This is a genomic window from Mesorhizobium delmotii (assembly GCF_900149755.1).
Classification (GTDB): domain Bacteria; phylum Pseudomonadota; class Alphaproteobacteria; order Rhizobiales; family Rhizobiaceae; genus Mesorhizobium; species Mesorhizobium delmotii.
Map to the genome: position 1 here is coordinate 41,379 of NZ_FUIG01000049.1, position 24,900 is coordinate 66,278.

Sequence of the window (24,900 nt, forward strand, 5' to 3'; positions counted from 1 at the left end):
GCCAAGAGTTTCACCCCGGGCACGAGCAGTGGGTGATCCATGCCGGCTCCGGCGCCGTAGTCGCGGCAAGACGGATCGAGCCGCTCGAAGGTACCCTCATCCCTCACATCGACACTGTTCGGGTGAGAAAGATCTGGAGCCGCACCGTACCCATGGATCGGGTGCCGCGTCCCATCATCCCTCACGTCGATGCCGTTCGGGTGACAAAGATCTGGAGCTGGACCGTTCCCATGAATCGGGAGCCGCGTCCCCGCATCATCTCGCGCCCGGCACAGGACCCCAGCGCGGTAGTGCGCCAGCCCAGTCCAGTGCGGCAGTTTTTTTCTAAAGGAGCAAGTTGAATGACCGGTCAAAAGAAGGTGCCCTTCGTCACGTTTCTAACGCGTGTTCGCGATGATTCAGTCCCGGGGCCAAATCCATTCCGCTGGGAAGAAAGGACATCCGACGACTACTTTGCCGGCAAGCGCGTCCTCCTGTTCTCGCTGCCTGGCGCTTTCACCCCGACCTGCTCGACCTACCAACTGCCAAATTTCGAAGATCTCTATGAGGAATTTAAGAAGGAGGGGATTGACGCGATCTACTGCCTCTCCGTCAACGATGCCTTTGTCATGAATGCATGGGGGAAGTCCTTGGGGCTGCAGAAAGTCGAGCTGATCCCGGATGGGTCAGGCGAGTTCACGCGCAAAATGGGCATGCTGGTTGCCAAGGACAATCTGGGCTTCGGTATGCGTTCGTGGCGCTACGCGGCTCTGGTCAATAATGGTGTGGTGGAGCAGTGGTTTGAGGAGGAAGGTTTCTCCGACAACTGCGAGACCGACCCCTATGGCGTCTCATCCCCGCAGAACGTCCTTCAAACATTGAGGGCCGCTGCATGATTTGGCGCAGGATCGACCGACCATGTGCAGCGGCGTTTTTTGGCGAGACCGTGCACGAAAGGCGAAACTCTAAGGCGCATCGTTTGAGTGGTTCAAATGTGATGGGCGTGTGGAAGCCTCGACCTGTGAGAGATCCAATTAGCCACGGCCGAGAGCTTCGTTGACAATGAACTGACCATGAAATCATCGTTTGGCTTACTTCAGAAACAGTCTCTTGCAGCATCGCCTCAACTCATCGAGTCGATTCGCTTGCTGCAACTGACGCATGCCGAACTGCATCAATTCGTGGACCAGGAGCTCGAGAAGAATCCGCTTCTGGAGCCTGCGCCAAACGACGAGGGGCCTGGCGAGGTTGAAGGACCTAGCTGGGCTGGGTCCCCGGACCTGCCCAGGCAAGGGAAATCCCAGTCGAACGCGACCAACACCGCGCCGGGTGATCGTCCTGCCTTCGAGGAGTTTGTCGCCTTAGCCGAAACGTTGCACGACCATGTCGCTCGTCAGATCTCCCTCACTGCCTTCACACCGCACGAGCGGCTGATTGCTAATCAGCTTGCCGGTCATCTGGATGACACTGGCTATGTTCAGGTAAGTCCTTCGGACCTGGCCGGGAACCTAAACGTCGGGCAGGCCGATGTGGAGCGGGTTCTGGGTATCTTGCAGCACTTCGATCCACCCGGAATTTTCGCACGATCGCTCAGCGAATGTCTCGAGATACAGTTGCGCGAACGAAACCGGTTCGACCCGGCGATGGCGGTTTTGGTTGCCAACCTTGAAATGCTTGCGCGACGCGATTTTCAGACACTGAAGCTGCGTTGCGGCGTCGATGAAGAAGATCTTCTCGACATGCTGCAGGAAATCCGTGCGCTCGACCCCAAGCCCGGAAACGCATTCCAATCGGGGACGCCGGAATGCGTCATACCGGACGTCTGGGTTATGCCTGCGCACGGAGGTGGATGGAAGATCGAACTTGATCCGAACACGCTACCCAAGGTGCTGATCAACCAGAGCTATGTCACGGAGGTTTCATGCCGAGCCGCCAAAAAATCGAAAGACATGACATTTCTCAACGAATGCTTGCAAAACGCGAACTGGTTAATCCGCAGCCTCGATCAGCGCGCAAAGACGATCCTGAAGGTTGCAACTGAAATCGTGCGCCAGCAGGATGCCTTTCTGCAATATGGCGTCGACTACCTACGCCCCCTCAATCTCAGGACGGTCGCTGACGCGATCAACATGCACGAGTCGACTGTAAGCCGGGTGACGTCGAACAAGTACATGGTTACCCCACGCGGGGTGTTCGAACTCAAGTATTTCTTCACTGTCGCGATCGCCTCCTGCGAAGGCGGTGACGCGCACTCCGCCGAAGCTGTTCGCCATCGGATCAAAGCGATGGTCGCCGAAGAATCGTTTGATAGCGTGCTTTCGGACGATGACATCGCTGACCGGCTCAAGGAATGCGGCATCGATCTCGCTCGCCGCACCGTCACCAAATATCGCGAGGCGATGAATATCCCCTCCTCCATACAGCGGCGCCGGGAAAAGCGCTTGTGGCGCAACGGCGATCAAAGCCTCAAGGACTCGTGACGAAAAGCGGCCCTTGAATTAGTGTGACGCGTTCTTCACATTCGCCGTCCTCCGGTCCGAAGCAACTGTCGAAATCGCTACATTCCCGGCAATTGGGCGCAGTGCATAGCGAAAACCCCTCGGCCTCACAGAGTTTGCGGTAAAAGTACTTCTTCCATTTCATGTTTTGGGTATTGCCAGCCGCCAGCATCGGAAAATGGATGGCAAGCAGGCGGTTGAGCTCGGCCCGATTGAGAAGACCAAGGTCCTGCCACAGATGGTCGTCGCGCAGGGCGCGCCGGGCGACAATCTTAGCGAAGCGGGCGCTCGCCGGGTCCCCCGGCCGGGCATGCGCCAGCAGCAGGCCGCGCAGAAGTTCTTCCTCCATGCCCGGCTCAGGATCGCTGACGTCTTCCAAGGCGAAGATTGCCATAGCGGTGGCGGACAAACTGCGGGGCAGGACCTCGCGCAGCTCGGCAAGGGAAAGGCCTGTTGACTCCGTCGCTGTCGCTTCGCCATCCTCGACCTCCTTGAGCGCACACGAGAGAACGCAGGCAAGGACATGTTCGTCGAACCCCTTCTCCGGCTCAATGGTGGGGTATTGGCCTGCGCGGACACATGCATCGTTATGGGCGGACATGGTCCCGTCTCCGTCGCAGGGCAGAAAGGCAACCCCGCCGGCCGCATCTTCACCCCTGCAGGGTGTCGCTGGGGTCGCTATGGTCGCTCTTCCGCTGCAAAGATGTCATGGTCCGTCGTCCCACTGATGCGGCTCTCCCGTTCCGAAGCTGGGAAGGCATTGTCGCGAGAAGCAATGCGACGCTTCCCGAGCGCGTAGACCGGATCGTCCGGATACGGTGCTCCAGTCGGCTGTCGCGGGCCGAACCGTTCTGCCTCAAGCACCGCCGGTGGGATCTGCTCCTCGATCCAATCGTAGACAACGGTCCGTTCGGCGATCCGCCACTCCCCTTGCCTCTTTTGAAACAGATCGCAGTAGCGCCCGCATAGAAGCATCTGGCGTACTTCTCCGTCTTGGTCCGGTCCGCGTTGCAGCGCGGTGAAATAGCTCTCGACGGCGGCCTCTGCCGCGCTGATGAATTCGATCAGGATGTTCGTGATCTGATGGATGTTGCGCGGTCCGGTCTTGAAGACATCGAGCGCAAACCGAATGAAGCCCTCGGCCGGGCCGCGATAGGGCCCGTGGCTGTCATGGGCGTCGGGCCAGTACGCGCTTCGCAGCATCGCCTCATCGGCGCGGTCTGTCCCGCGGCAATACCGATAGAGGCAGTCGCGGATCGCCTCGCGGTCGAGCAGTTCGACGATTTTCGCTTGGCCCGTCGGGTCTGTCGCAAATTCGGCGGTTCTGACGTGCTCCGGGACCTCTGTCTTCGGTTTGGGGGTGGCCTCCGAAGCGATTCGCGCAGCGGGTGGATCGTCGATTTCCAGCGCAAGTTCGGGGCAGGATCGCACTCCATCCGACGCAAGCAGTTGCTCCCCGTCCGCAACCTCAATGTCACCGGCGAGGATGTAACCCGCCTCATCCAGCTTGAAGACTGCCGGCGCTCGCGCCGCGCATTGCGCATGACCCTGACATCTGGCTTGGTGAACGATGATGCGCAAGGCGACCTCCAACGTCTGTGCCCGGCTCAGGCCGGGCTAGGTTTAGGCCCAGTCCAGGATCAGATTTTCTATCCCGAACAGTTGGCCGCCATGGGTGATGGGTGCCGTTCCCTCCTTGATCCGAAAGGGCGGCAGGCGCGCCAGCCACTCCTCCAGGCCAATGACAATTTCCCGCCGGGCGAGATGTGAGCCAAGGCAACGGTGGGGACCATAGCCAAAGGAGGCGTGGCGGATGCCTTCTCGCGTCAGATCGACCGTGTTGGGGGCTTCGAATTCCGCCGGGTCACGATTTGCAATCATCGTGGCGCAGGAAACAAAGTCCCCCTTGCGGATCGGCGCGCCTTCGAAGTCGATATCTTTCCGTGCCACGCGGATCATATGGACGCTCGGAAAGGCGCGCAGCAGTTCTTCGGCTGCGCGCACGATCCGGTCCGGTTCTTTTCGGAGCAATTCCTGATCTTCCAGGTTTCGCGCGAGATAGGCCAAGTCAAAGCCTATGGCTGTAGCGACCGTGTCGAGCCCCGCCACCAAAACGAGCACGCCAATGCCACGGATCTCCTCGTCTGTCAGCCCGCGGCCCTCGACCTGCGCCTGCACAATGAAGCTCATGAAATCGTCGGCGGGCTTTTTGCGGCGCATCGCCGCCAGCTCGTCCACGAACGCCACAATCGTCCGAGCCGCCGCCGGCCGTCTCACATCATCGCCGTGGAGCAGATCTTTCGCCCAGGCAACAAACGTCTCAAGACGGTGCTCCGGCAGTCCGATGAAGCGAAGGAAGATGCTGACTCCGAAAGGGTAGGCGAAATCCTTCATCGCGTCGCAGCTTGTGCCCGACGAGGCGATCCTCGTGATAAGCGTTATCGCTCGCTCGCGGATGGCGGGCTCCAGTTCCGTTACACGCTTCGGCGAAAAGAGCGGATTGAGCAATGAGCGAAAGACTGCATGGGAAGGGGGATCGAGTTCGAGCGGGATCGTCGGCCAGTCTTCGCCCAGCGCAGATGCGAAGATGTTGCGATGACTGGAAAAGTTTTCGGTCTCCTGCAGCACCCGGCGCTGATCTGCGGCGCGAGTGATGACCCAAGCACCCTGCCCGGTACGCGTGTTCCAGGGCGAATAAAAGATTCGCGGTCCGGCATGCACGCAAGCGACGGCTGCGTGCGGGTCGCCGTTGGGCGTCGGTGACATGCCTGGCGACGCAAAAAGGTTGAAGTCGCCCACCATTTCCGGCGGGACATGATCTGGAATCGGGTTGGTCGCCATCTGGTTCTCCTGCGTTCAGGCGTTTACGCGCTCGACTGAGATCGCAAGGCTGTTCGTCACCGCTGAGCTCCGCAACGCACTGCCGACATCGCCTCCGATGACAATATCGAGCAAATTGCGTGCCGAATAAGCGCACCATTGGCGCTGCTCATATCTGCGTTGTAGCGGCCCTTCTGAGGCTACCCTTGGTAGGGATTTCGACATTCATGACCGTTCCAGACACGACAAGGTTTGCGGAATAGAAAGCTAACGAGGAGCCGAGTGAAAGAGGCTAAGTATCGAACGAGGTCACCTGCGAGAGAGGGTGTAGCTCGGCGGTAGCGAAGCCGCTCGCGAGCGCGCCCTCCACAAGCGCTGTAGCGAGCGAGCGGCTTCGCGGTCGTCATCGACACTTCGTCGGTAAGGTCGGGTTGCTGACCCAACTAATTCGAAGGACGATCGATGACCGACGACATGGTGAACCGGCGCGCTCGTGGAGAAGGCTCCGGATCCCGATCTCTTGCGCGAGATGGATTGGATTGCCGTCGAGCGGCTGAGCGAGCCGGAGACGGGCCGCGATCGGCCGCGCCTATGGCAAGAAGAAGGTCCACGTCCGCCGGCGCCGCGGCCATCAGGGCGCCCGCAAATAGCTCACTGCCGAGATCGGCAGCCCCACATACTTCTGCGTCAGGATCACATCGGCCTGCCGATGGCGATCGCCTTGTCGGGCATCTCCTGGTAGCCGGAGAAATCCTCGATCGCCCTGGTCGCACCGGCAACCCAGCGGTTGACTGCTGTGTTGGTGCTCTTGGCAAGAATCTTAGCCGCGCTTCGCCGGTAGCGCGAACAGGATGCGCTAAGCGTTCTTTGATGATGCGGGCTGCCGTGTTCAGCTTTGCATCCGTCTGGGACGCTAGCTTTTCGGGCTTGGCATTAGACGCGAAGGGCCTTGCCGGCGAAGGATAATTCGAGGATGCATTTGTGGAGGCCGTCCTCTGGAAACTTGACGGAGGGACCAATCGACTTCATTTCGACCAATTCCTCCCGCCCGCTGCCGTACAGGGCTGGGATGTTGGACAATTGACCGACAATATGCCCTTCCGCGGGCAGCTGATGCATTTGCCTACATTGGGCTGCTTTACCGCGGAGTTCCGGTTGTGGCTCATCGCAACGGGAGCAATGATGGCGATCCTCGCCAGGCGCGATGGCGCCCTCGGGAATGGCGCCTCCGATCGAGGCGATCCGCGGCGGGCCGCAAAAGACAGCTGTGCCCTCAATGGCCGCCTCGGCAGGCAGGCTGGTGGTCAGCAGAATCTAGAGTAGCGGCGCGGACGCCGACCGAAACGGAAATCAATATGCATCCGCCTCGCCTCAAGCGGCGGTTGAACGGGGAATGCGCGGCAGGTTCTCGGCCAGTAGCCGCCAGTCGTGGCGCTCGGGTTCGCCTTCCTTGCGCGTCCCGAAGAACTGGATGATCATCTTGCCGTTGGCGCCATAGGCTTCGAGTGACGTGACGTGACCGTCCCTGGTCGGCTTGCGCACGGCCCAAACCTCACGGATGTGGTGGGCCCTGAGATGCAGGTGGAAAGTCTCGTCGAGCACATTGATGCAAGGCCCGATCTGCTTGACCGACTTGATAGGGCCGGAATGAATCTGGATGCAGCCACGATTGCCGACGAAGCACATGATCGGCATCTCGTCCTCGGCCGCACGATGGAACATGGCGCCAACGGCAGCATTGTCGAGCAGCCAGGCGTAATCCTGGCCGACCATGCGCACCGCCTGGCGGCGGCTGAGGTTCAGGGCCTTCAGCATGCCGAAGAACTGGTGCACGTCGGTCAGCCGACTCCAGTGCTCCCGTAGGTCATCGACCGTAGCGGCTTGGTCCGGAATCCTTGCGTCATTTTCGGCTGACCTCCCCTTAACCGACACGATCGGCTCCTGGTTCGAGGATTGGAGCTCGTCTGTCAGTTTTTGATAGGCATAGAGGTTGGAGAACGGTCTCAGATGCACCTTGTGCACTGCCTCGCCTGCGGCGTCGAAGAATTGCAGGCTGCGGTGGATCTCCCCGCCATCGCGGGTCTCGACGGCAAAGCCATGTGCCCACAGGTTCGGGAAGATGCGCAAATCAATGTCATTGCCGAGCACCATGGCGTGATGCTTGCCGGTGAACACCTTATCGTAGATGCCTATCTTCTCATGCACGGCACTGGCATTGCGGGTCAGCGCCATCACCTCGCCAACCGCCTCGAGACCGGTTAGCACATCATTAACGCGGGGCTCGATGCGCACCGTGCCAAAACCGCAATGTGCCGCGAAAAGCTCCGCTTCCGAAATGCCCATTTGGGCGGCGAGATCGCGTTCGCGGATTTTGGGGCTGTCTTCGCGTGCCCGCCGGATTCTCTCCGGCGACGGTTTCTCGCGCTGGTGCATGTCTTCACCCCTGCTTGCGCATACTATCGGTCGGGCGTCTTCGCCCTCGCCATAACGAGCTCAAAAGTCGTGCCAATTGCTCAAAGCGTCTCGGAAACCCGGCTTACGAGCCAGTTCAGAGGGAACTCGAGCCCACCCCCCTGTGGCGGTCTCGACAAATCCGACAATACGTGTCGGTTGCCCAACGCCTTCGCGGCAACAGCCGAACCAGAATCGTCGCCGCGTTGGCGATGTCGCACTGTCCGGAAACGATTTTTCCCATTGGCACGGTCTATGCACGGTGATCCGCGAAGTGTCACGCACCGAGGAGAAGCGAGCGATGATTACGCTCACCGACAAGGCCGTTGCCGCCGTCAAGACCGCTCTTTCCGCCGCTAGTGAGCCGGCAGAAGGCTTTCGCATCATGGTCGAGGCCGGCGGCTGCTCCGGCTTCAAATACTCGATGGGCCTGGAGAGCGTCCCGCGCGAGGGCGACGCGATCATCGAGACAGATGGGATCAAGGTGTTCGTAGACGCCGGCACCCAGCCGCATGTAGCCGGCATGGCCGTCGACTTCGTCACGCGTCTCGAAACCTCCGGCTTTGTCTTCGACAATCCGAATGCGAGCGGGAAGTGCTCCTGCGGCAAGTCCTGTAGTTGATTGCCGAAGAAGGAGAGAATGCGCCTGAGGTGAGCTTGTCGGTGCGATGGCGGCCCAATCTGCGGGGCGCCTGCACCGCTTCTGGATCGTCTCCGCCAGCAACGGCATGCGCAAGGCTCGATGCAACCGGGTTGCGCCTCCCTTCCGCACCATTGAGGACCACAGCCCATGAAAGTTGTCTATCTCGACAACAACGCAACGACACGGGTCGATCCTGAAGTCTTTGAAGCGATGTTGCCGTTGCTTACGGATCAATTCGGCAACCCTTCGTCGGCGCACGGTTTTGGCGCCCTTGCCGGTGCCGCGCTGAGAAACGCGCGGCGCCAGCTGCAGGCGCTGATCGGCGCGGAGTTCGACGACGAGATCACCTTCACTTCGGGTGGAACGGAAAGCGACAATGCTGCCATTCTTTCGGCGCTCCAGGTGATGCTTGACCGAACAGAGATTGTGACTTCCGCCGTCGAACATCCGGCCGTTCTGACGCTCTGCGCGCATCTCGAGGAGACGCGCCGCGTCAAGGTGCACAGGATCCCGGTGGATTGCCAGGGCCGGCTTGACATTGACGCTTACCGGGCCGCGCTCAACCCGAACGTGGCAATCGTCTCGATCATGTGGGCCAATAACGAGACTGGTACGATCTTCCCCGTCGCCAAGCTCGCCGAATTGGCCAAGGAAGTCGGCGCCCTTTTCCACACTGATGCCGTGCAGGCAGTCGGCAAGCTCCCGATGGACCTGAAATCGACCGCTATCGACATGCTGTCGCTCTCCAGCCATAAATTTCATGGACCAAAAGGGGCCGGTGCACTTTTCGTCAAGCGCGCTGTGCGCTTCCACTCCCTGATCAAAGGGGGTCACCAAGAGAGCGACCGGCGTGCGGGCACCGAAAACACGCCCGGCATAGTCGGGCTCGGCATGGCAGCCGAACTCGCCTTGAAATTCATGGATGAGGAGACCCCACGGATAAAGTGGCTCCGCGACCGGCTGGAGAACGGGCTTGTCCAGCGTGTCCCAAACACCTTCGTCAACGGCGATCCCCTGGAGCGCTTGCCGAACACCGCAAGCATCGGCTTCGAGCGTATCGAAGGCCATGGAATCCTGCATCTCCTCGACCGCAAGGGCATCGTCTGTTCCTCGGGCTCCGCCTGCACCTCCGGCTGTGCCGAGCCGAGCCATGTCCTGAGCGCGATGAAAATGCCATATGGGGCGGTCCGCTTCTCTTTCGCGCGTGACAACGACCAAGAAGACGTGGACCGGGTGCTCGAGGTCTTGCCTTCAATAGTGGAGAAGCTGCGCGACGCTTCGACTTCTGAGCCGGATAGCCGGGGTGCCGAAGACCTTCATTGCGTTCCAGGTCTAAGCGGCAGAAGAACCGGCCACCATTCATGATCAGTCAGGTCTTTCTCAACGATACGACCCTGCGCGACGGCGAGCAGGCACCCGGCGTTGCCTTCACGGTGGCGGAAAAACTTGCGATCGCCGAGTCGCTTGCGGCAGCCGGCGTGCCTGAGATCGAGATCGGCACGCCGGTCATGGGCGCCGACGAGAGCGACGCAATTCGCGCCGTGGTCGCGCGGAGTCTCCCGGTGCGGCTCACGGCCTGGTGCCGGATGATCTCACAGGATCTCGATGCAGCGGTCGAGAACGGCGTCCGCGCCGTCAATCTTTCGTTGCCCGCATCGGATATCCAACTTGCCGCCAAGCTCGGCCTCGATCAGGCAAGAACGCTCCAGCTTCCGCTGTCCCATGGGCTATGACGCCCAAAACCTTGCGGAGATCAAGGCGCGCAATCCGGCCGCAGCCGGCCCGTCTTCTCATTGGTGCTGGCGGCAAGACCTCGGTCGGGGCCGAGCGCAAGGTCGAGGGCCAATGCAGAGATAGTCGAGCCCATCCCGCTCGCCCAGCGCTGCGGGCATTGGCGCCCGTGCGCCACGCCCGGCCTGGGCACCGGATGCCCAGTCCTGTCGACGAAGCGATTGCCTCGCTGGCTCAGCGCATTTCGTTTACCAACCGCGGATTTCGCGACTGCAAAACAGAGCGTATCTGATCCCACAGTGCAACAAGGGAGAATGCAATGAGTTGTTTCGCTGACAGACGTCCCATCGATTTCACCAATATCCTCACGCGACTGAAAGGCCTGTCGTCCGCGGAGGAGTTCTTCGCTGTCCTTGGCGTCTCGTATGATCCGAAGGTGCTCAATGTTTCACGGCTCCATATCATGAAGCGTATGGGCCAATATCTTGCAGAGGAAGATTTCTCCGGTCTGCCCGACCAGGTGATCGCCGCGCGCGTCTGCGCCATGCTGGAACGCGCCTACGAGGACTTCGCGGTTTCCTCGCCGCTCACGCATCGGATTTTCAAGGTGCTCAAAGACCACGATCCGGACAAACCTCACACGCCGGGCCGGACATTCGTTCCGTTCGAATCCGTCCTGAAGCGGTTCGGGAGGGAATAAGCGCGACATTGTTGCGACGCGACAATGTCAAGAAGCCGACAATTCGGGCATCGCAACGGCGCCTTCAGAAATGACCAGCCGAATTTCAGGGAAAAGAGGCCGCGAAACACTTGGCACAAATGATGCAGCCAAGAACTCGCACCGCCAGCCCCGCATCGGGATAACAGCGTAGAGAACGCCAATGCACATCGTCGTCAGCATCAAGCAGGTGCCGGACTCGGCTCAGATACGGGTCCACCCGGTGACGAACACCATCATGCGCCAAGGTGTGCCGACCATCATCAACCCTTACGACCTATTTGCCCTGGAAGAAGCACTCAGGCTACGCGACGCTTATGGTGGGGAGGTCACAGTGCTCACTATGGGTCCACCCATGGCAGAGGACTGCCTGCGCAAGGCGCTCGGCTACGGCGCTGATCGCGCGGTGCTTTTGACCGACCGCTATTTTGCCGGTTCCGACACACTGGCGACCTCCTTTGCTCTTTCCCAGGCAATCGCGAAGATTGGCGAGACGTTCGGCCCGCCGGACGTGGTCTTCACGGGCAAACAGACGATCGACGGCGACACCGCCCAAGTCGGGCCCGGCATCGCCAAGCGTCTCGATCTCTTTCAACTCACCTATGTCGCGAAAATCGCCTCCATCGATCTTGCTGCCCGCGAGATCACGGTCGAGCGCCGTTGCGAGGGCGGCACCCAGAAGCTCAAGAGCAGGCTGCCTTGCCTCATCACGATGCTGGAAGGCACAAACGAGATGCGCCGGGGCTCGATCGAAGACGCCCTGTGTGCCGCGCGCAGCCGGATTGTGAAATGGAGTGCGGCCGAGGCCGGCATTGAAGACCTCACCAAATGCGGCTTGCGTGGCTCGCCGACCGTCGTCAAACGCGTTTTCGCCCCTACCCCGCGGTCGGAAAAGGCGGTGCAAATTGACACCGCCGAGAAGACGCTACGCGATCTCGCCGACGAACTGATTGGTGCAATTTTCACCCGCCAGCCGGCACTGGAACCGGAACTCGCCTTCGAAGCCGCGTGACGGCAAGGAGCAGACCATATGTCGAGCGCGAACCCAGACACCCCTCGCCCGCCCGCCGGCCGTGCCGGGATGAAGAAGGAGCTGCCCGAGCGTTTCAGGGACTATCGGCACGTTTGGGTTTTCATTGAGCTCGAACGCGGCCAGGTCCATCCCGTATCCTTTGAACTGCTTGGTGAGGGCCGCAAGCTGGCGGACAAACTTGGCGTCCAGCTCGTGGGCGCTGTGCTCGGACCGCCTGGAGAAGCCACCCAGAACGCAGTCGCCGAGGCCTTCGCCTATGGCGCCGACCTTGTCTACTTCGTTGAGGCGCCGCTGCTCGCCGACTATCGCAATGAGCCTTTCACCAAGGCAATGACGGATCTGGTTGATACTTACAAACCCGAGATCCTGCTTCTCGGTGCGACCACGCTCGGCAGGGATCTCGCCGGTTCCGTCGCGACGACCTTGCTGACAGGGCTAACGGCCGACTGCACCGAACTCGACGTGGATGCCGACGGTTCACTCGCCGCGACCCGTCCGACTTTTGGGGGTTCCTTGCTATGCACGATCTACACGCTCAATTACAGGCCGCAGATGGCGACGGTGCGACCGAGGGTCATGCCCATGCCGCAGCGGGCAGACAGAGCGATGGGGCGTGTCATCGCGCACGAGCTGTCACTAGCCGAGGATGAAATCGTCACGAAAGTGCTTGGGTTCCTTCCGGATAGCCAGTCGGGGACCGCCAATCTCGCCTATGCCGATGTGGTGGTTGCGGGAGGACTCGGTCTCGGCGGGGCGGAGAACCTGCAGCTTGTGAAGAGTCTCGCGCGAGCGATCGGCGCCGAATTTGGCTGTTCGCGGCCGCTGGTCCAAAAGGGCTGGATGCCGGCCGATCGACAGATCGGCCAAACTGGCAAGACAATCCGGCCCAAGCTTTACATAGCGGCCGGTATTTCCGGCGCCATCCAGCACCGCGTGGGAGTTGAGGGAGCCGATCTTATCGTAGCCATCAACACCGACCCGAACGCGCCGATTTTCGATTTCGCTCACCTCGGTATCGTCACCGATGCGGTTCGCTTTCTGCCCGCACTGATCGAGGCCTTCACCCGGCGGCTTTCGCCGCACAGTCGCGACAAGCTTGCGAGCTAAGGGAGTTGGAGATGATCAAGGAAGAGTTCGACGCCATTGTCATCGGCGCCGGCATGTCCGGGAACGCAGCTGCCTACACTATGGCAAGCGACGGCTTGAAGGTACTCCAGTTGGAGCGGGGTGAATATCCGGGCTCCAAGAACGTCCAGGGCGCCATCATGTACGCGAACATGCTGGAGAAGATCGTCCCGGATTTCCGGGATGATGCACCGCTCGAGCGGCATCTGGTTGAACAGCGGCTCTGGGTGATGGACGAGACCTCCCACACCGGGATTCACTATCGGTCGGACGACTTCAACGAGGTGAAGCCCAACCGCTATACGATCATTCGTGCCCAGTTCGATAAATGGTTTTCACGCAGGGTGCGCGGGGCCGGCGCGACGGTTCTGTGCGAGACGACGGTGACGGAACTCGTCCGCGACGCCAAGGGCAAGGTGATCGGCGTCCGCACGGATCGGGCCGGCGGAGCGATCTACGCGGACGTAGTTGTTCTTGCAGAAGGTGTCTGCGGGCTGCTTGGCACGCGGGGCGGCCTGCGCAAGATGCTGAAGCCGGAAGCCGTGGCGCTCGCAGTCAAGGAGATGCATTTCCTGCCCGAAGAGGTCATTGAGCAGCGGTTCGGGGTCAAAGGGAGTGAAGGCTGCGTGATCGAGGCAGTCGGCACGATATCCCACGGCATGGCCGGGCTCGGGTTCCTCTACACCAACAAGGAATCGGTCTCACTGGGCATCGGCTGCCTCGTCTCGGATTTCGCCGCAAAGATGGAGAGCCCTTACGCCCTTCTCGATGCGCTGAAAAACCATCCTTCGATCCGGCCGCTGATCGCCGGTTCGGAGGTGAAAGAATACGCGGCGCATCTCATTCCCGAAGGTGGCTACAAGGCTATTCCGCAGCTCTTTGGCGACGGTTGGGTCGTTGTCGGCGATGCCGCGCAATTGAACAACGCCGTTCACCGTGAGGGTTCGAACCTCGCCATGACCTCCGGTCGCATTGCGGCTGAGGCTATCATCCAGGTGAAGAGACGCAACGATCCGATGACCAAACGGAACCTCGCCCTTTACAAGACGATGCTGGATAAATCCTTCGTAGTCAAAGACCTGCGGAAATACAAAGACATGCCAGCTTTACTCCACACTAACGCCCGCAATTTCTTCACGACCTACCCGCGGTTGATGTCGCAAGCCGCGCAGAACTTCATGCGTGTCGACGGCACGCCAAAGATCGAAAAGGAAAAGGCGACCACGGCAGCCATCATCAAGGCGCGCTCGCGGTTGGGGCTGGTCAGCGACGCGATCCGCCTGGCATTGGCGTGGCGGTGAGGCACTGACGACATGACGAACCCAGGGACAAAATTACGTGTCGAGGACAAGCTTTACCAGAACCGCTATCTGGTGGACTCCGGCCGTCCGCATATAAAGGTGCGACCGCACAAGCAGCCAAGCGCGAATCTGCTCGCGCTGACCCGCGTCTGTCCAGCGAAATGCTATGAGTTGAACGACAAAGGTCAAGTTGAAATCACCGCCGATGGCTGCATGGAGTGCGGCACCTGCCGCATTTTGTGCGAGACCAGTGGCGAGATCGAATGGAACTATCCGCGCGGTGGCTTCGGTGTCCTCTTCAAGTTCGGATGATCGGCGTTCGAACCGTTGATGGGTGTGCACCAGTGTACTCCTGAGGTTACGACCGAGCGCCAACCTTTGCTTGCACCATATCGCAAAAGGGAGGATCGGGTGAACACTGTGCTTCCAGAATTGAAAAGGAAAAGGCGCTTGGGAGGAGCACCCTGGACCACAACCGCTGAGGTGTTTCCATGGCTCACATACGGCCGGATGATCGGGTCAACGGAGTAGGATCTCGAGACACCCTCCGCGAGCCGTCCAGCGATGCGATGTCCCAAGCTGATGTCTGGCTCAGGGGAATCTACGAGATATCGAAGGCCCTGACCGCTCCCGCCCGGCTGGACATTACGCTTGCCAATGTCGCGAATATACTCCCATCTTTTGTGCAGATGCGTCACGGAGCAATCGTTGTACTGGACGCTGAAGGTGAGCCGGAGATTGTTGCGAGTGCTGGCAACCCCGATACCGCCCGATCAGGCACTCACCCCACCATACCACAGGCCGTAGTGGACGAGATCGTCGCTACGGGGACGCGGCTCGTTATACCTGACCTCGGCACATCCGAGCTATTTCAGGATGACCTTGAAACTTATCCAAGCGGCAATTCCCTCCCAATTGCCTTCATTGGCGTCCCGGTGAAGGCTGAGCATAAGATCCTTGGCATGTTGTCGATCGACCGCGTAAGAGACAGCGCCACCGGCTCCCGCTACGATGAGGACATAGGATTCCTGACGATGGTCGCCAACCTGGTCGGCCGAACTATTCGCCTCCATCGCGCCCGGACTACGGATCGTGAGCGGCGCGTCGATGAGCAATGGATACCGGAGAATTCGCGCGATGAGGACAGGACCGACCCCGTCCCCCACCCGCCTGTCAAAATGGACGGGATCATCGGGGAAAGTCCCGCTCTTAAGCAGGTGCTCGAAACCGTCTCCATAATAGCAAGGACGAATTCCACCGTGCTTCTGCGTGGCGAAAGCGGAACCGGCAAGGAATTTTTCGCGCAGCTCATCCATAAGCTTTCACGCCGGAGGAGGAAGTCTTTCGTCAAATTGAACTGCGCCGCCCTGTCGGAAAGCGTTCTGGAGTCGGAGCTGTTCGGGCATGAAAAAGGTGCCTTCACAGGGGCAATTTCCCAGCGCGCCGGCCGTTTTGAACTGGCAAACGGGGGAACGCTGCTACTCGACGAAATCGGCGAGATTTCGCCTGCTTTTCAAGCCAAGCTGTTACGCGTCTTGCAGGAAGGCGAACTGGAGCGTGTTGGCGGTACCAAGACGCTGCAGGTCGACGTGCGACTTATATGCGCCACCAACAGGGACCTCGAGACGGCTGTCGTAAACGGGGATTTCAGGGCCGACCTTTATTATCGCATCAATGTGGTGCCAATCATCCTGCCTCCGCTCAGAGAGCGACCGGGGGATATTCCTCGCCTTGCGAACGCCTTCCTCGAACGATTCAACAAGGACAACCATCTCGAACTCGCCTTCGCGCCGTCGGCGCTCGAGTTTATCTCGCAATGCTACTTCCCTGGTAACGTCCGCGAATTGGAGAACTGCGTGCAAAGGACGGCCACGCTAGCGCGTTCCAGGACAATCGCTCCGTCGGATTTTGCCTGCAACAATAACCAATGCCTGTCTTGGCTCCTCTGGAAAAGAGCCGATCATTCGCACAGCGGCAATACCGGCGACGAGCGCACTCGAAGCAACATTACGCCCATTGGATCGCGGATCCCGGCCGGGCGCTTCGGCACCGCACAGGACAACGTATTACCTCATACGGCCGCCCCTCCAAACGATCCTGCTTTTCCTGCAATAGGCCCGCGCCTGACGGAACGCGACCGGCTGATCGACGCGATGGAGAAGGTCGGCTGGGTTCAGGCCAAGGCCGCTCGTATCCTCGGCGTGACGCCGCGGCAAGTCGGATACGCTTTGCGCCGACATGGTATCGAGGTGAAGAAATTCTAGCGTTCTCTCATGACGTCGAGAACAAGACCACACACTGCGCCAGCTACGCGAGAATCCGTCCGAGCGCGAGCCAAACCTGCGCGAGGCGTCTGACGATCGTCACACCCTTCATCGCGGCGACGCCGGGCCTTTCCCGGCGTCTTGACGAGCGTAAAGGGGACGCACCGACTCTCCCAACCCGAACCATGCCGACACAGGGATCCGGCGGCAACTTCACCACGGACGAGTTCGCCGTCGCTGAGACCTACATCTTCGTCGGAGACCGGTCGAGAAGGTCGTGCCGAGGCGATCACCAGTGAAGGATCGACACGGGATTTCTCTTTCGAAATGATGTCCGGCCGGAGTCGTCTTCCTCACGTTCTGCGCGTAGCCACTGTCGGAAGTCCGACAAAGCGATGTCGGAGCAACGCCTTGTTATCCGACGCGAAAAGCCAATTCGTGATCATAGTGCCAGCTTTTTGAGTTGGCATTGCGCTTGCGCTTTGAACTGCGACGTTAACCCGCAACGGAGCCGTTCGATGTCCGCACCGGTAATTTCGGTTGAGAGCCTGACCGGCGCAAGGTTCTCCGACCAGTTGCTGGCGAGCGCGAATTCGGGTGGCTGCGCATCTTCCTCCTGCGGGTCGTCGACAAGGCCGGACGATGTGGATCCGGCTATCTGGGACAAGATCAAGGATCACCCGTGCTTTTCAGAAGAGGCGCATCACTATTTCGCGCGCATGCACGTCGCCGTCGCGCCGGCTTGCAATGTCCAGTGCAACTACTGCAATCGCAAATATGACTGCGCCAACGAAAGCCGGCCCGGGGTTGTCTCGGAAAAGCTGACGCCCGATCAGGCGGTACGCAAGGTTATCGCGGTCGCCAACGAAGTGCCGCAGCTTTCCGTGCTTGGCATCGCCGGACCGGGCGACGCCTGCTACGACTGGGAGAAGACGAAGGCAACGTTCGAACGCGTCGTCAGGGAAATCCCCGACGTCAAGCTCTGCGTCTCTACGAACGGGCTCGCGCTGCCGGACCACGTCGACGAGCTTGCCGACATGAATGTCGATCACGTGACGATCACGATCAACATGGTTGATCCGGAAGTCGGCGCAAAGATCTATCCCTGGATCTTTTACGACCATGGCCGCTACGTCGGCATCCAAGCCGCCAGGATTCTGCACGAGCGGCAAATGCTGGGGTTAGAGATGCTGAGCGCGCGCGGCATCCTCACCAAAATCAATTCGGTGATGATCCCTGGAGTGAACGACCAGCACCTGATTGAGGTGAATAAGTGGGTCAAGCAGCGCGGCGCGTTCCTGCACAACGTCATGCCTCTGATTTCCGACCCGGCGCACGGCACGCACTACGGACTGACCGGGCAGCGCGGTCCAAATGCAATGGAGATGAAGGCTCTTCAGGATCGTCTTGAAGGCGGCGCCAAGTTGATGCGCCACTGCCGGCAGTGCCGGGCAGATGCCGTCGGCCTGCTGGGTGAGGATCGTGGCCAGGAATTCACACTCGACCAGATTCCCGGCGAGCTCACCTACGATGCCGGCAAGCGCGAAGCCTATCGGGAGCTGGTCGCGGACGAGCGCCGTGATCGTCTGGCAGCCAGGAGCGAAGCGATCGGAATGGTCAAGACAACGAGCTCCGGCAAGTCCCTCCTCGTTGCGGTGGCGACTAAGGGCGGCGGCCGCGTCAACGAACACTTCGGCCATGCCAAGGAATTCCAGGTGTATGAAGCGTCGCCGATAGGGATCAACTTTATCGGGCACCGCAAGGTTGAGCAGTATTGCCTTGGGGGTTGGGGCGAGAACGCCACTCTCGACGGCGTCATCGCTGCGCTGGAAGGCATAGACGTCGTGCTTTGCGTCAAGATTGGAAATTGCCCCAAGGATCAGCTCGCGGACGCGGGTATCCGAGCAACCGACGCTTACGGCCATGATTATATCGAAACGGCAATCGGCGCGATTTACGCCGCCGAGTCCGGCGTCCCGGCACTCGCGGCGATCGCCTGAGCCGTCTCATTCCACCCGAACCAGGAGGCAAAATGGCTTTCAAGATTATCGCATCCCAATGCACGCAATGCGGCGCCTGCGAATTCGAATGCCCCTCCGGTGCGATCAAGTTCAAAGGCGAGAGCTACGTGGTCGAGCCGCAGAAGTGCACCGAATGCGAGGGGGTCTTCGATACGCAGCAATGTGCCTCGGTGTGTCCGATGCCGAAGACCTGCGTTCCTGCCTGACTCCAATTGCGCGGTACCGACACAGGCTGTCTCTGGGGAATGCCTGAGCGCCTCTTCGAACTGTAGCCTCAAAGAACAAGGAACCGGCCATGTGGCTCGCACGCGAACAGGAGGTCGAAATCCGCAGGCCTCCCCAATTTAGGCCGGGAGAGCGGGTCCGTGCCACTCGTCACGTAAGGAATGACGGCACCTATCCTGGCAGGGAGATCGGCGAAAATCTCGTGCGTAAGGGGGAAGAGGGTTATGTGCGCGACATTGGCACGTTTCTACAGCAGTTCTTCATCTATGCAGTCGAATGGATCGACCGTGGCACAGTCGTCGGCATGCGAGCGCGTGAATTGGTGAGCCTCGACAAAGCCGACGCTCCCTGCAGTGCCGAAGAAAACGCCAATCAAGGAGCGGCCGGATGAAAGTAATGATCCGCAGGACCGATGCCGGGTTGTCGGCGTATGTCCCCAAAAAGGATCTCGAAGAGCCGATTATCAAGTTCGAGAACCAGGACCTGTGGGGCGGGGTCGTAACGCTCAGAAACGGCTGGCGGCTCCTCCTACCCGATCTTCCGCCGCATACGCGTCTGCCGATCACCGTCGAGGCAAGGAAGCTTTCCGACGAGGACTGATGTTGCCCCTCAATGAGAGGCGTCAAAGGAAACGAGTATGAATACGATCCCGACCTCGGGCCACCTCGTCGTCGTCCGGGACAGTTTTGCCCGAAAGCTGCTTGAGCTGGCCAGACGAGCACTCGCCTCCGATCAGGTGATCCCGTATCTCGGTCCGGGTCTCCTCCGGCTCAGCTCCGCGGAGCCGCCTGTACCGAGTACCCCCGAAGCCGTTGCCGCCGCACTCAACACGCGGGCGCCAGCCCCCTCGAAGATCCGGGCCAATATGTGGTCGGTCGCGCAGTTCATCGAACAGCGCCGGCATCGCCGCACACTTCAAGCTTGGATGACTGATATATTCGCCGCGCCGGCGGCGCCGACCCTCCTGCACGCCTGGCTGGCAAAACTCCCGCTCTCCCTCATCATCGACAGCTGGTACGAAGGGGCAATGCGCGCGGCGCTGGCAGAGGCCGGCCGAACCGACGTCGTCGAGATACAAGGCGTCACGCGGGCAAACGAAATCGGTGACATTTGGACGAAAGCTTACGACTTGTGTGGATGCGAACTCGAATCGGGAGCAGCTGCAAAGACGGTTCTCTATACGCCTCATGGCAGTATTAGGCCGGCTGCGAATTTCCTCATCGCCGATTCCGACTATGTCGAAGTCCTGACTGAAATTGATATCCAGACGCCTATCCCTGACGTGGTCAAGGAACGACGCATTGACCGGGGTTTTTTCTTCGTCGGCTGCCGCTTCAACGATCAGATGCTGCGCACTTACGCCAAGCAGATCATGAAACGCTCAGCAGGCCCTCGTTACGCGATAATCGATGGGCAAACGCTGACCAGAAACGAAGCCCGTTTCCTTGCGGCAAGCGGGATCACGGTGATCGACATGCCAGCGAGCGAAGCCGTGGCGCAACTCGCCGGATCAGCGTCTTGAGCCGATGGTAGCCTGGATCAACTTGAGGACGCCTTGATGTGAGTCGACCGGCTTGCTTCCGAAGGCGCAAAATTAAGTCGGGGACACTTCGTGGGCAGTGATGCTGTTGGCACGACCTCTCTCAAATCGTCCGCGCATGTGAAAGCGGCCGGGTGGGGCCGGGGCTTGAGCACGCTGCTGCGCATAACGCGAATGAATTTGAGGCACCCGTGGCAGGTCGCGCTAGCTATCGGATCGACGATCATAGCCGTGATCCTGCAGTTGCTAATTCCCCGGCTTCTCGGCTGGGCTGTCGACCAGACCCAGGTGGCAATCGGGAGTGGTGTCACGGGGACGGCTGCAGAACAAGCGCTATGGACTCCGGCTCTCCTGCTTCTCGCCGCGAGTACGCTACGCGGCCTCTTCACGATGGCGCAAAACTATTTTGCCGAAGCCGTCGGGCATCACGTCGCATATGAACTGCGGCTGGCTTGTTACGATAAGGTCCAGCGCCTCAGCTTTTCCTTTCACGACCGGGTGCATTCAGGCGACCTGATCACTCTCGGCATCCTCGATCTCGACGGCGTGCGGATGTATTTTTCCACCGTCCTGGTTCGCTTGCTTCTGCTCACTATGCTGATCGGGATCGGCGCCTACATGATGATCTCAACCGACCCGGTGCTCGGTCTCATCGCGCTAAGCTTCGTGCCTTTCGTAGCCTGGCGATCGTCGGTCACGCAGCTTAAGCTACGCGTCATCTGGCTCGACCTGCAGGAGCGGCTTTCCGTCCTAGGCCGCGTGATGGAGGAAAATCTCGCGGGCATCCGCGTTGTCCGGGCGTTTTCGGCACAAGCCTATGAAATGGTAAAGTTCGACCGCGCCTCGAAAAACGCGCTCAAACTCGCCCACGAGCAGGTTGACGTTTACGTGCCCAATACGTCGGCAATGACCCTGGCCTTCTTTTTCGCCATGGGGTTGGTCCTCTGGATCGGTTGCAACAAGGTCATCGCCGGCCAGATCAGCGTTGGGACGCTCACGATGTTCCTGGCCTTCATGACGATCCTGCAAATGCCCGTCCGCCAGATCGGTCTGATGGTCAACGGCTTCGCCCGCGCCTACACTTGCGGTTCGCGCCTCTTCGGTCTGCTCGACCAGGACATCACGATCAGGGATGCTTCCACCGCCAGACCGCTTGAGATCGGGGAAGGCACTCTGCGCTTCGACAACGTCTCGTTTGCATATCCCGGCACCGGAAACCGCGCCATTCTGAAGAATATCACCTTTAGCGCCCGTAGGGGCGAGACGATCGCGATCGTGGGTCCGCCGGGTTCGGGAAAATCGACAATGGCTCACCTGATCCCCCGCTTTTACGATGTCACTGGGGGCACCATCATGCTTGACGGGCAGGACATCCGCGGGGTTACCCTTGCCACGCTTCGCCAAGCGGTCGCCGTCGTACAGCAAGATGCATTCCTGTTCACTACCACGATCGAGAACAACATCGCCTATGGCGACCCCTGGGCGAAGCAACAGCGGATCGAGCGCGCTAGCGAATCCGCCCAGTTGCACAATTACATTCTTGGCCTCCCCGCGGGCTACAAGACGGTCGTCGGCGAACGTGGCGCCTCTCTCTCTGGCGGCCAGCGCCAGCGTCTCACCATAGCTCGCACGATGATGTTGCGCCCATCAATCGTCATTTTCGACGACGCAACGGCCGCGATCGACGCCGCCACCGAGCAGCGCATCCGCGCGGCGATACGGCGTTTCGCCAAGGATAGGGTGACGATCATCATCGCCCACCGGCTCAGTTCGCTCAAGCACGCCGACCGGATCCTGTTTGTCGACGATGGCGAGATCGTGGAACGCGGCACCCATCAGGAGCTTTTGGCCCAGCGCGGGCGCTATAAGGCCCTTCATGATCTTCAGTTGCGCCCGGAAGATGACATTGCGACCACGTACAGAGGCGCGCCCTGATGGCCAAGGTGCACGCCAGCGAAATCGAAACCGAACCCCATGACAGCGGTAGGCGCCCCCCGCGCGCGGTTGTCGGCTCCCACCGCGTCGAGGAGGAGATGTTCGGCCGGGCTTTCGACAAGAAGATCATTCGCCGCATCTGGGCCTTCGTTCGCCCCTACCGAGCCATGGCAGTCGCCTCGGTTGCCGCATTGCTGGTTTTCACTGGCACGCAGCTTCTCATCCCGCTGATCATCCGCTACGCGATCGACCACGCCATAACTCCGGCAGGCGTTGATCGCTCGGCCGTTCTCGCGGCAGCCGGCGCGTTTGCGCTCGCCATTCTGGTTAATTTCGCCGCCGCCTACGCGCAGGAAACCGTGGTGGGGAAAATGGCCGAGAACGTCCTCTTCGACATCCGGCGCGCAATGTTTACCCATCTGCAGAAGGTATCGCTCTCCTTCATGGACAAGACCGAGGTCGGACGACTGATGTCCCGCCTTCAAGGCGACGTCAACTCTATCCACGAATTCCTCGAAACCTCAATCTACTCCGTAGGCGATATCGCGCTTCTCTTCGGCATCGTGTTCGTAATGCTGTGGGTCAACTTCAGCCTCGGCTTCCTGACGCTCTCGGTCTTGCCGGCCCTGTTGATGATCCGCATCGTATGGCTGCCGCGTGCCCGCGAGGCCTTCATGGCTGCACAGGAGACCAACTCAGTAGTCAACGGCGCGTTGGCCGAAGCCATTCACGGCGTGCGCACCGTCCAGTCCATGGACCGCCAGCAGGTAAACTTCCTACTGTATGACGACAAAGCACATGCCGACCTCAGGACACACCTGGTCGCTGCCAGGTATGCACAGGTCATGGTGCCGATCGTCGATGGCCTCACCGGTCTCGCCATGGCCGTCGTCATTGTGGTCGGAGGCTCCACGATCGTGAATGGCGGCATCGATGTGGGGGTATTGGTTGCCTACATATTTTATATCCAACGCTTCTTTGACCCAATTCGCTCACTTACTGCGCAATATTCCGTCATGCAGCGCGCAATGGCCTCCGGCAAGCGCCTGACCGATGTGCTCGACGTCAGGATCGAGATCCAGGACAAACCGGATGCCAGGATTCTTGCGCCCGAAATGGACGGCTCGGTCGAGTTCAGGAACGTCACGTTCGGCTACGAGCCCAACCATCCGGTGCTGAAAAACGTCTCCTTCCGGGTCAATCCCGGCGAGACGGTCGCCTTGGTCGGGCCGACCGGCTCTGGTAAATCGAGCGCGATGGCCCTCGTCCACCGCTTCTATGATGTTCAGCAAGGCCAAGTGCTGGTCGGCGGACATGATGTACGCGATCTCACCCAGGAATCGCTCGGCACCCAGATTGCCATGGTGCTGCAGGAGCCGTTTCTGTTCACCGGGACGGTTGTCGAGAATATCCGCTATCACAAGACGGAAGCCACGCGCCAGAAGGTGATCGAGTCCGCCAAGGTGGTCGGCGCCCACGACTTCATCATGAGCCTTCCCGACAGGTATGAAACTCAACTCGGCGAACGCGGCGGCAACCTTTCTCTCGGCCAGCGCCAGCTTGTCAGTTTCGCCCGCGCTCTCGTTGCCGACGCCAAAATCCTTGTTCTTGACGAGGCCACCGCCAACATCGACAGCTACACGGAAATGCTGATCCAGAAGGCTCTGAGAAAACTCCTGGAAGGCCGCACTGGCCTTGTCATCGCTCACCGGCTCGCCACAATCCGTGATGCCGATCGCATCATCGTGCTTCAGAATGGCCAGGTTGTTGACACCGGCAACCACGACAAACTGATGGCTATGGGTGGGCTCTATTCCAAACTCTACAATCTCAACTACTCGTCCTTCGACGACATTCCCGAAGAGGAAGCCGATCCGACCGGACAAGCCGCCTCTCGTACCTGATGCCTCGCGGGCCGTATCTGACAGTCCACTACTTTAGGCGCACCGGCGAAAGCCGCGGATCAAGCGAGTGAAGGGAAGCCGTCTGGGCGAGCTTCGGTCGTATTATAACCCAAGCCGTTTCCGATCAGACAACCGCCTCCTCGCCTTAAAGCCCCTGTACGAGAGGAAGCTGTGCCGAACGAGACCGAAGCGGCCGTCACCAAAACAGCGGATAGGATCTGCGACGATCAATTGCTTCGATGCCATTCGGCACAGTTCGCCGGGCGACATGGAGCTCCTAGGTTTAACGACCTTGAACTGCCTGCTTATGTCCTCACCAAGGTCATCTTACCCGAGCCGGACTTCCCATGACCTTCGCCCCTGCGGAACATCTCGGGTGACCACGCTGCCAGCGCCCACGACCGCATCATCGCCAATCGTGACGCCCGGCAGAATGATTGCTCCATTGAGGATCTTATAGCCGGTCTTGCGCGAGATGCCGAAATCCCGGCACAGCACCGCCATCTTCTCTCCATCCAGAACCCGCGCGACGAACTTCAGCAGCTCATCCATCTGGCTACACTCCTTCCAAGGCACCCTTGCTCTCCTTGCAAAGGGCCGAAAATGTAACCCACTGTAGTGCACCCCGATTCTGAGACACGAGAAGGGTAACAGTTCTCCATTAAGGAGAGCTGATGAGGAAAGAAGATCCGGGGCGGCGGTTCAGTCGCGA

At 59.9% G+C, this 24,900-nt stretch carries 22 protein-coding genes and 4 pseudogenes; 19 read left to right on the forward strand and 7 right to left on the reverse strand.

Going from position 1 to position 24,900, the window contains the following annotated elements; all coding sequences use genetic code 11:
* Positions 1 to 341 precede the first annotated feature (341 nt).
* Both BQ8482_RS29780 and rpoN read left to right on the forward strand, forming a co-directional pair.
* On the forward strand, positions 342 to 875 hold the full coding sequence (locus BQ8482_RS29780; RefSeq protein ID WP_123150868.1) for a peroxiredoxin: 534 nt from the start codon (positions 342 to 344) through the stop codon (positions 873 to 875).
* A 177-nt stretch (positions 876 to 1,052) separates the two neighbouring features.
* Complete coding sequence (rpoN, locus tag BQ8482_RS29785; RefSeq protein ID WP_123150869.1) at positions 1,053 to 2,459, forward strand: RNA polymerase factor sigma-54; 1,407 nt, start codon at positions 1,053 to 1,055, stop codon at positions 2,457 to 2,459.
* Here the strand turns inward: rpoN and BQ8482_RS29790 are convergent.
* The 4 genes and pseudogenes from BQ8482_RS29790 to BQ8482_RS29800 all read right to left on the reverse strand — a co-directional run bounded on the left by BQ8482_RS29790 (position 2,446) and on the right by BQ8482_RS29800 (position 5,318).
* On the reverse strand, positions 2,446 to 3,078 hold the full coding sequence (locus tag BQ8482_RS29790) for a nitrogen fixation protein NifQ (protein WP_123150870.1): 633 nt from the start codon (positions 3,076 to 3,078) through the stop codon (positions 2,446 to 2,448). The genes rpoN and BQ8482_RS29790 overlap by 14 nt on opposite strands.
* Before the next feature lie 77 nt (positions 3,079 to 3,155).
* Complete coding sequence (locus BQ8482_RS29795) at positions 3,156 to 3,761, reverse strand: nuclear transport factor 2 family protein (protein ID WP_244603037.1); 606 nt, start codon at positions 3,759 to 3,761, stop codon at positions 3,156 to 3,158.
* A gap of 174 nt (positions 3,762 to 3,935) precedes the next feature.
* Positions 3,936 to 4,070: pseudogene (locus BQ8482_RS39680) on the reverse strand (ferredoxin); the annotation flags it as partial.
* A gap of 30 nt (positions 4,071 to 4,100) precedes the next feature.
* Positions 4,101 to 5,318: a cytochrome P450 gene (locus BQ8482_RS29800; protein WP_077378936.1), complete on the reverse strand. Its 1,218-nt coding sequence runs from the start codon at positions 5,316 to 5,318 to the stop codon at positions 4,101 to 4,103.
* A 1,059-nt stretch (positions 5,319 to 6,377) separates the two neighbouring features.
* On the opposite strand from BQ8482_RS29800, the gene BQ8482_RS38415 reads away from it, so the two are divergent.
* Positions 6,378 to 6,620, forward strand: coding sequence for a hypothetical protein (locus BQ8482_RS38415; protein WP_165848765.1), 243 nt, complete (start codon positions 6,378 to 6,380; stop codon positions 6,618 to 6,620).
* Between the two features lie 48 nt (positions 6,621 to 6,668).
* On the opposite strand, the gene BQ8482_RS29810 is transcribed toward BQ8482_RS38415, so the two are convergent.
* The gene (locus BQ8482_RS29810; RefSeq protein WP_123150872.1) at positions 6,669 to 7,730 is read right to left on the reverse strand and encodes a hemin-degrading factor; all 1,062 of its coding nucleotides are present in this window, start codon (positions 7,728 to 7,730) and stop codon (positions 6,669 to 6,671) included.
* Between the two features lie 319 nt (positions 7,731 to 8,049).
* Here BQ8482_RS29810 and BQ8482_RS29815 point away from each other — a divergent pair, with 319 nt between their 5' ends.
* From BQ8482_RS29815 to BQ8482_RS29890, 16 genes and pseudogenes are all read left to right on the forward strand, one after another.
* Positions 8,050 to 8,370, forward strand: coding sequence for a HesB/IscA family protein (locus BQ8482_RS29815; protein WP_123150887.1), 321 nt, complete (start codon positions 8,050 to 8,052; stop codon positions 8,368 to 8,370).
* Between the two features lie 168 nt (positions 8,371 to 8,538).
* Positions 8,539 to 9,756, forward strand: a complete 1,218-nt coding sequence (gene nifS, locus BQ8482_RS29820) for a cysteine desulfurase NifS (RefSeq protein ID WP_123150873.1) — start codon at positions 8,539 to 8,541, stop codon at positions 9,754 to 9,756.
* Positions 9,753 to 10,103 (forward strand): annotated as a pseudogene (locus BQ8482_RS39685) (beta/alpha barrel domain-containing protein); the annotation flags it as partial. The gene nifS and the pseudogene BQ8482_RS39685, both read left to right, overlap by 4 nt.
* A gap of 338 nt (positions 10,104 to 10,441) precedes the next feature.
* On the forward strand, positions 10,442 to 10,822 hold the full coding sequence (nifW, locus tag BQ8482_RS29830) for a nitrogenase stabilizing/protective protein NifW (protein ID WP_123150874.1): 381 nt from the start codon (positions 10,442 to 10,444) through the stop codon (positions 10,820 to 10,822).
* A 181-nt stretch (positions 10,823 to 11,003) separates the two neighbouring features.
* Positions 11,004 to 11,852, forward strand: coding sequence for an electron transfer flavoprotein subunit beta/FixA family protein (locus BQ8482_RS29835; protein ID WP_123150875.1), 849 nt, complete (start codon positions 11,004 to 11,006; stop codon positions 11,850 to 11,852).
* Positions 11,853 to 11,870: 18 nt separating this feature from the next.
* Positions 11,871 to 12,980 carry an electron transfer flavoprotein subunit alpha/FixB family protein gene (locus BQ8482_RS29840; protein ID WP_123150876.1) on the forward strand — a complete coding sequence of 370 codons (1,110 nt, stop codon included), beginning with the start codon at positions 11,871 to 11,873 and terminating at the stop codon, positions 12,978 to 12,980.
* Positions 12,981 to 12,991: 11 nt separating this feature from the next.
* Entirely contained in the window at positions 12,992 to 14,299 is a 1,308-nt protein-coding gene (locus tag BQ8482_RS29845) for an FAD-dependent oxidoreductase (RefSeq protein WP_123150877.1), read from the forward strand.
* Between the two features lie 12 nt (positions 14,300 to 14,311).
* Positions 14,312 to 14,611 (forward strand): ferredoxin family protein, encoded by a 300-nt coding sequence (locus BQ8482_RS29850; RefSeq protein ID WP_008878188.1) that lies wholly within the window; start codon positions 14,312 to 14,314, stop codon positions 14,609 to 14,611.
* A gap of 257 nt (positions 14,612 to 14,868) precedes the next feature.
* Positions 14,869 to 16,563, forward strand: coding sequence for a nif-specific transcriptional activator NifA (gene nifA, locus BQ8482_RS29855; protein ID WP_244603036.1), 1,695 nt, complete (start codon positions 14,869 to 14,871; stop codon positions 16,561 to 16,563).
* A gap of 518 nt (positions 16,564 to 17,081) precedes the next feature.
* Positions 17,082 to 18,563 (forward strand): nitrogenase cofactor biosynthesis protein NifB, encoded by a 1,482-nt coding sequence (gene nifB, locus BQ8482_RS29860; RefSeq protein WP_123150879.1) that lies wholly within the window; start codon positions 17,082 to 17,084, stop codon positions 18,561 to 18,563.
* Between the two features lie 32 nt (positions 18,564 to 18,595).
* Positions 18,596 to 18,790, forward strand: coding sequence for a 4Fe-4S dicluster domain-containing protein (locus BQ8482_RS29865; RefSeq protein ID WP_077378901.1), 195 nt, complete (start codon positions 18,596 to 18,598; stop codon positions 18,788 to 18,790).
* Positions 18,791 to 18,879: 89 nt separating this feature from the next.
* Complete coding sequence (locus BQ8482_RS29870) at positions 18,880 to 19,200, forward strand: nitrogen fixation protein NifZ (protein WP_123150880.1); 321 nt, start codon at positions 18,880 to 18,882, stop codon at positions 19,198 to 19,200.
* Positions 19,197 to 19,409, forward strand: a complete 213-nt coding sequence (gene nifT, locus BQ8482_RS29875; RefSeq protein ID WP_123150881.1) for a putative nitrogen fixation protein NifT — start codon at positions 19,197 to 19,199, stop codon at positions 19,407 to 19,409. Before BQ8482_RS29870 ends, nifT begins: the two co-directional genes overlap by 4 nt.
* Before the next feature lie 37 nt (positions 19,410 to 19,446).
* Entirely contained in the window at positions 19,447 to 20,331 is an 885-nt protein-coding gene (locus BQ8482_RS29880) for an SIR2 family NAD-dependent protein deacylase (protein ID WP_123150882.1), read from the forward strand.
* Positions 20,332 to 20,421: 90 nt separating this feature from the next.
* The gene (locus BQ8482_RS29885) at positions 20,422 to 22,284 is read left to right on the forward strand and encodes an ABC transporter ATP-binding protein (RefSeq protein WP_123150883.1); all 1,863 of its coding nucleotides are present in this window, start codon (positions 20,422 to 20,424) and stop codon (positions 22,282 to 22,284) included.
* The gene (locus BQ8482_RS29890; RefSeq protein ID WP_123150884.1) at positions 22,284 to 24,188 is read left to right on the forward strand and encodes an ABC transporter ATP-binding protein; all 1,905 of its coding nucleotides are present in this window, start codon (positions 22,284 to 22,286) and stop codon (positions 24,186 to 24,188) included. The genes BQ8482_RS29885 and BQ8482_RS29890 overlap by 1 nt, the downstream gene beginning before the upstream one ends.
* A gap of 322 nt (positions 24,189 to 24,510) precedes the next feature.
* On the opposite strand, the pseudogene BQ8482_RS38760 reads toward BQ8482_RS29890, so the two are convergent.
* Positions 24,511 to 24,650: pseudogene (locus BQ8482_RS38760) on the reverse strand (DapH/DapD/GlmU-related protein); the annotation flags it as partial.
* A pseudogene (locus BQ8482_RS38765) lies at positions 24,633 to 24,764 on the reverse strand (IS481 family transposase); the annotation flags it as partial. The pseudogenes BQ8482_RS38760 and BQ8482_RS38765, both read right to left, overlap by 18 nt.
* Positions 24,765 to 24,900: the final 136 nt, after the last annotated feature.

What these genes read in the sequence shown, in the direction of transcription:
- nifW (WP_123150874.1), top strand. Translation starts at nt 10,442, where the DNA reads ATGAGTTGTTTCGCTGACAGACGTCCCATCGATTTCACCAATATCCTC.
- BQ8482_RS29835 (WP_123150875.1), top strand. Translation starts at nt 11,004, where the DNA reads ATGCACATCGTCGTCAGCATCAAGCAGGTGCCGGACTCGGCTCAGATA.
- BQ8482_RS29815 (WP_123150887.1), top strand. Translation starts at nt 8,050, where the DNA reads ATGATTACGCTCACCGACAAGGCCGTTGCCGCCGTCAAGACCGCTCTT.
- nifS (WP_123150873.1), top strand. Translation starts at nt 8,539, where the DNA reads ATGAAAGTTGTCTATCTCGACAACAACGCAACGACACGGGTCGATCCT.
- BQ8482_RS29840 (WP_123150876.1), top strand. Translation starts at nt 11,871, where the DNA reads ATGTCGAGCGCGAACCCAGACACCCCTCGCCCGCCCGCCGGCCGTGCC.
- BQ8482_RS29800 (WP_077378936.1), bottom strand. Translation starts at nt 5,318, where the DNA reads ATGGCGACCAACCCGATTCCAGATCATGTCCCGCCGGAAATGGTGGGC.
- BQ8482_RS29845 (WP_123150877.1), top strand. Translation starts at nt 12,992, where the DNA reads ATGATCAAGGAAGAGTTCGACGCCATTGTCATCGGCGCCGGCATGTCC.
- nifA (WP_244603036.1), top strand. Translation starts at nt 14,869, where the DNA reads ATGTCCCAAGCTGATGTCTGGCTCAGGGGAATCTACGAGATATCGAAG.
- BQ8482_RS29810 (WP_123150872.1), bottom strand. Translation starts at nt 7,730, where the DNA reads ATGCACCAGCGCGAGAAACCGTCGCCGGAGAGAATCCGGCGGGCACGC.
- BQ8482_RS29870 (WP_123150880.1), top strand. Translation starts at nt 18,880, where the DNA reads ATGTGGCTCGCACGCGAACAGGAGGTCGAAATCCGCAGGCCTCCCCAA.
- nifB (WP_123150879.1), top strand. Translation starts at nt 17,082, where the DNA reads ATGTCCGCACCGGTAATTTCGGTTGAGAGCCTGACCGGCGCAAGGTTC.
- BQ8482_RS29780 (WP_123150868.1), top strand. Translation starts at nt 342, where the DNA reads ATGACCGGTCAAAAGAAGGTGCCCTTCGTCACGTTTCTAACGCGTGTT.
- BQ8482_RS29880 (WP_123150882.1), top strand. Translation starts at nt 19,447, where the DNA reads ATGAATACGATCCCGACCTCGGGCCACCTCGTCGTCGTCCGGGACAGT.
- rpoN (WP_123150869.1), top strand. Translation starts at nt 1,053, where the DNA reads ATGAAATCATCGTTTGGCTTACTTCAGAAACAGTCTCTTGCAGCATCG.
- BQ8482_RS29850 (WP_008878188.1), top strand. Translation starts at nt 14,312, where the DNA reads ATGACGAACCCAGGGACAAAATTACGTGTCGAGGACAAGCTTTACCAG.
- BQ8482_RS29865 (WP_077378901.1), top strand. Translation starts at nt 18,596, where the DNA reads ATGGCTTTCAAGATTATCGCATCCCAATGCACGCAATGCGGCGCCTGC.
- nifT (WP_123150881.1), top strand. Translation starts at nt 19,197, where the DNA reads ATGAAAGTAATGATCCGCAGGACCGATGCCGGGTTGTCGGCGTATGTC.
- BQ8482_RS29890 (WP_123150884.1), top strand. Translation starts at nt 22,284, where the DNA reads ATGGCCAAGGTGCACGCCAGCGAAATCGAAACCGAACCCCATGACAGC.
- BQ8482_RS29790 (WP_123150870.1), bottom strand. Translation starts at nt 3,078, where the DNA reads ATGTCCGCCCATAACGATGCATGTGTCCGCGCAGGCCAATACCCCACC.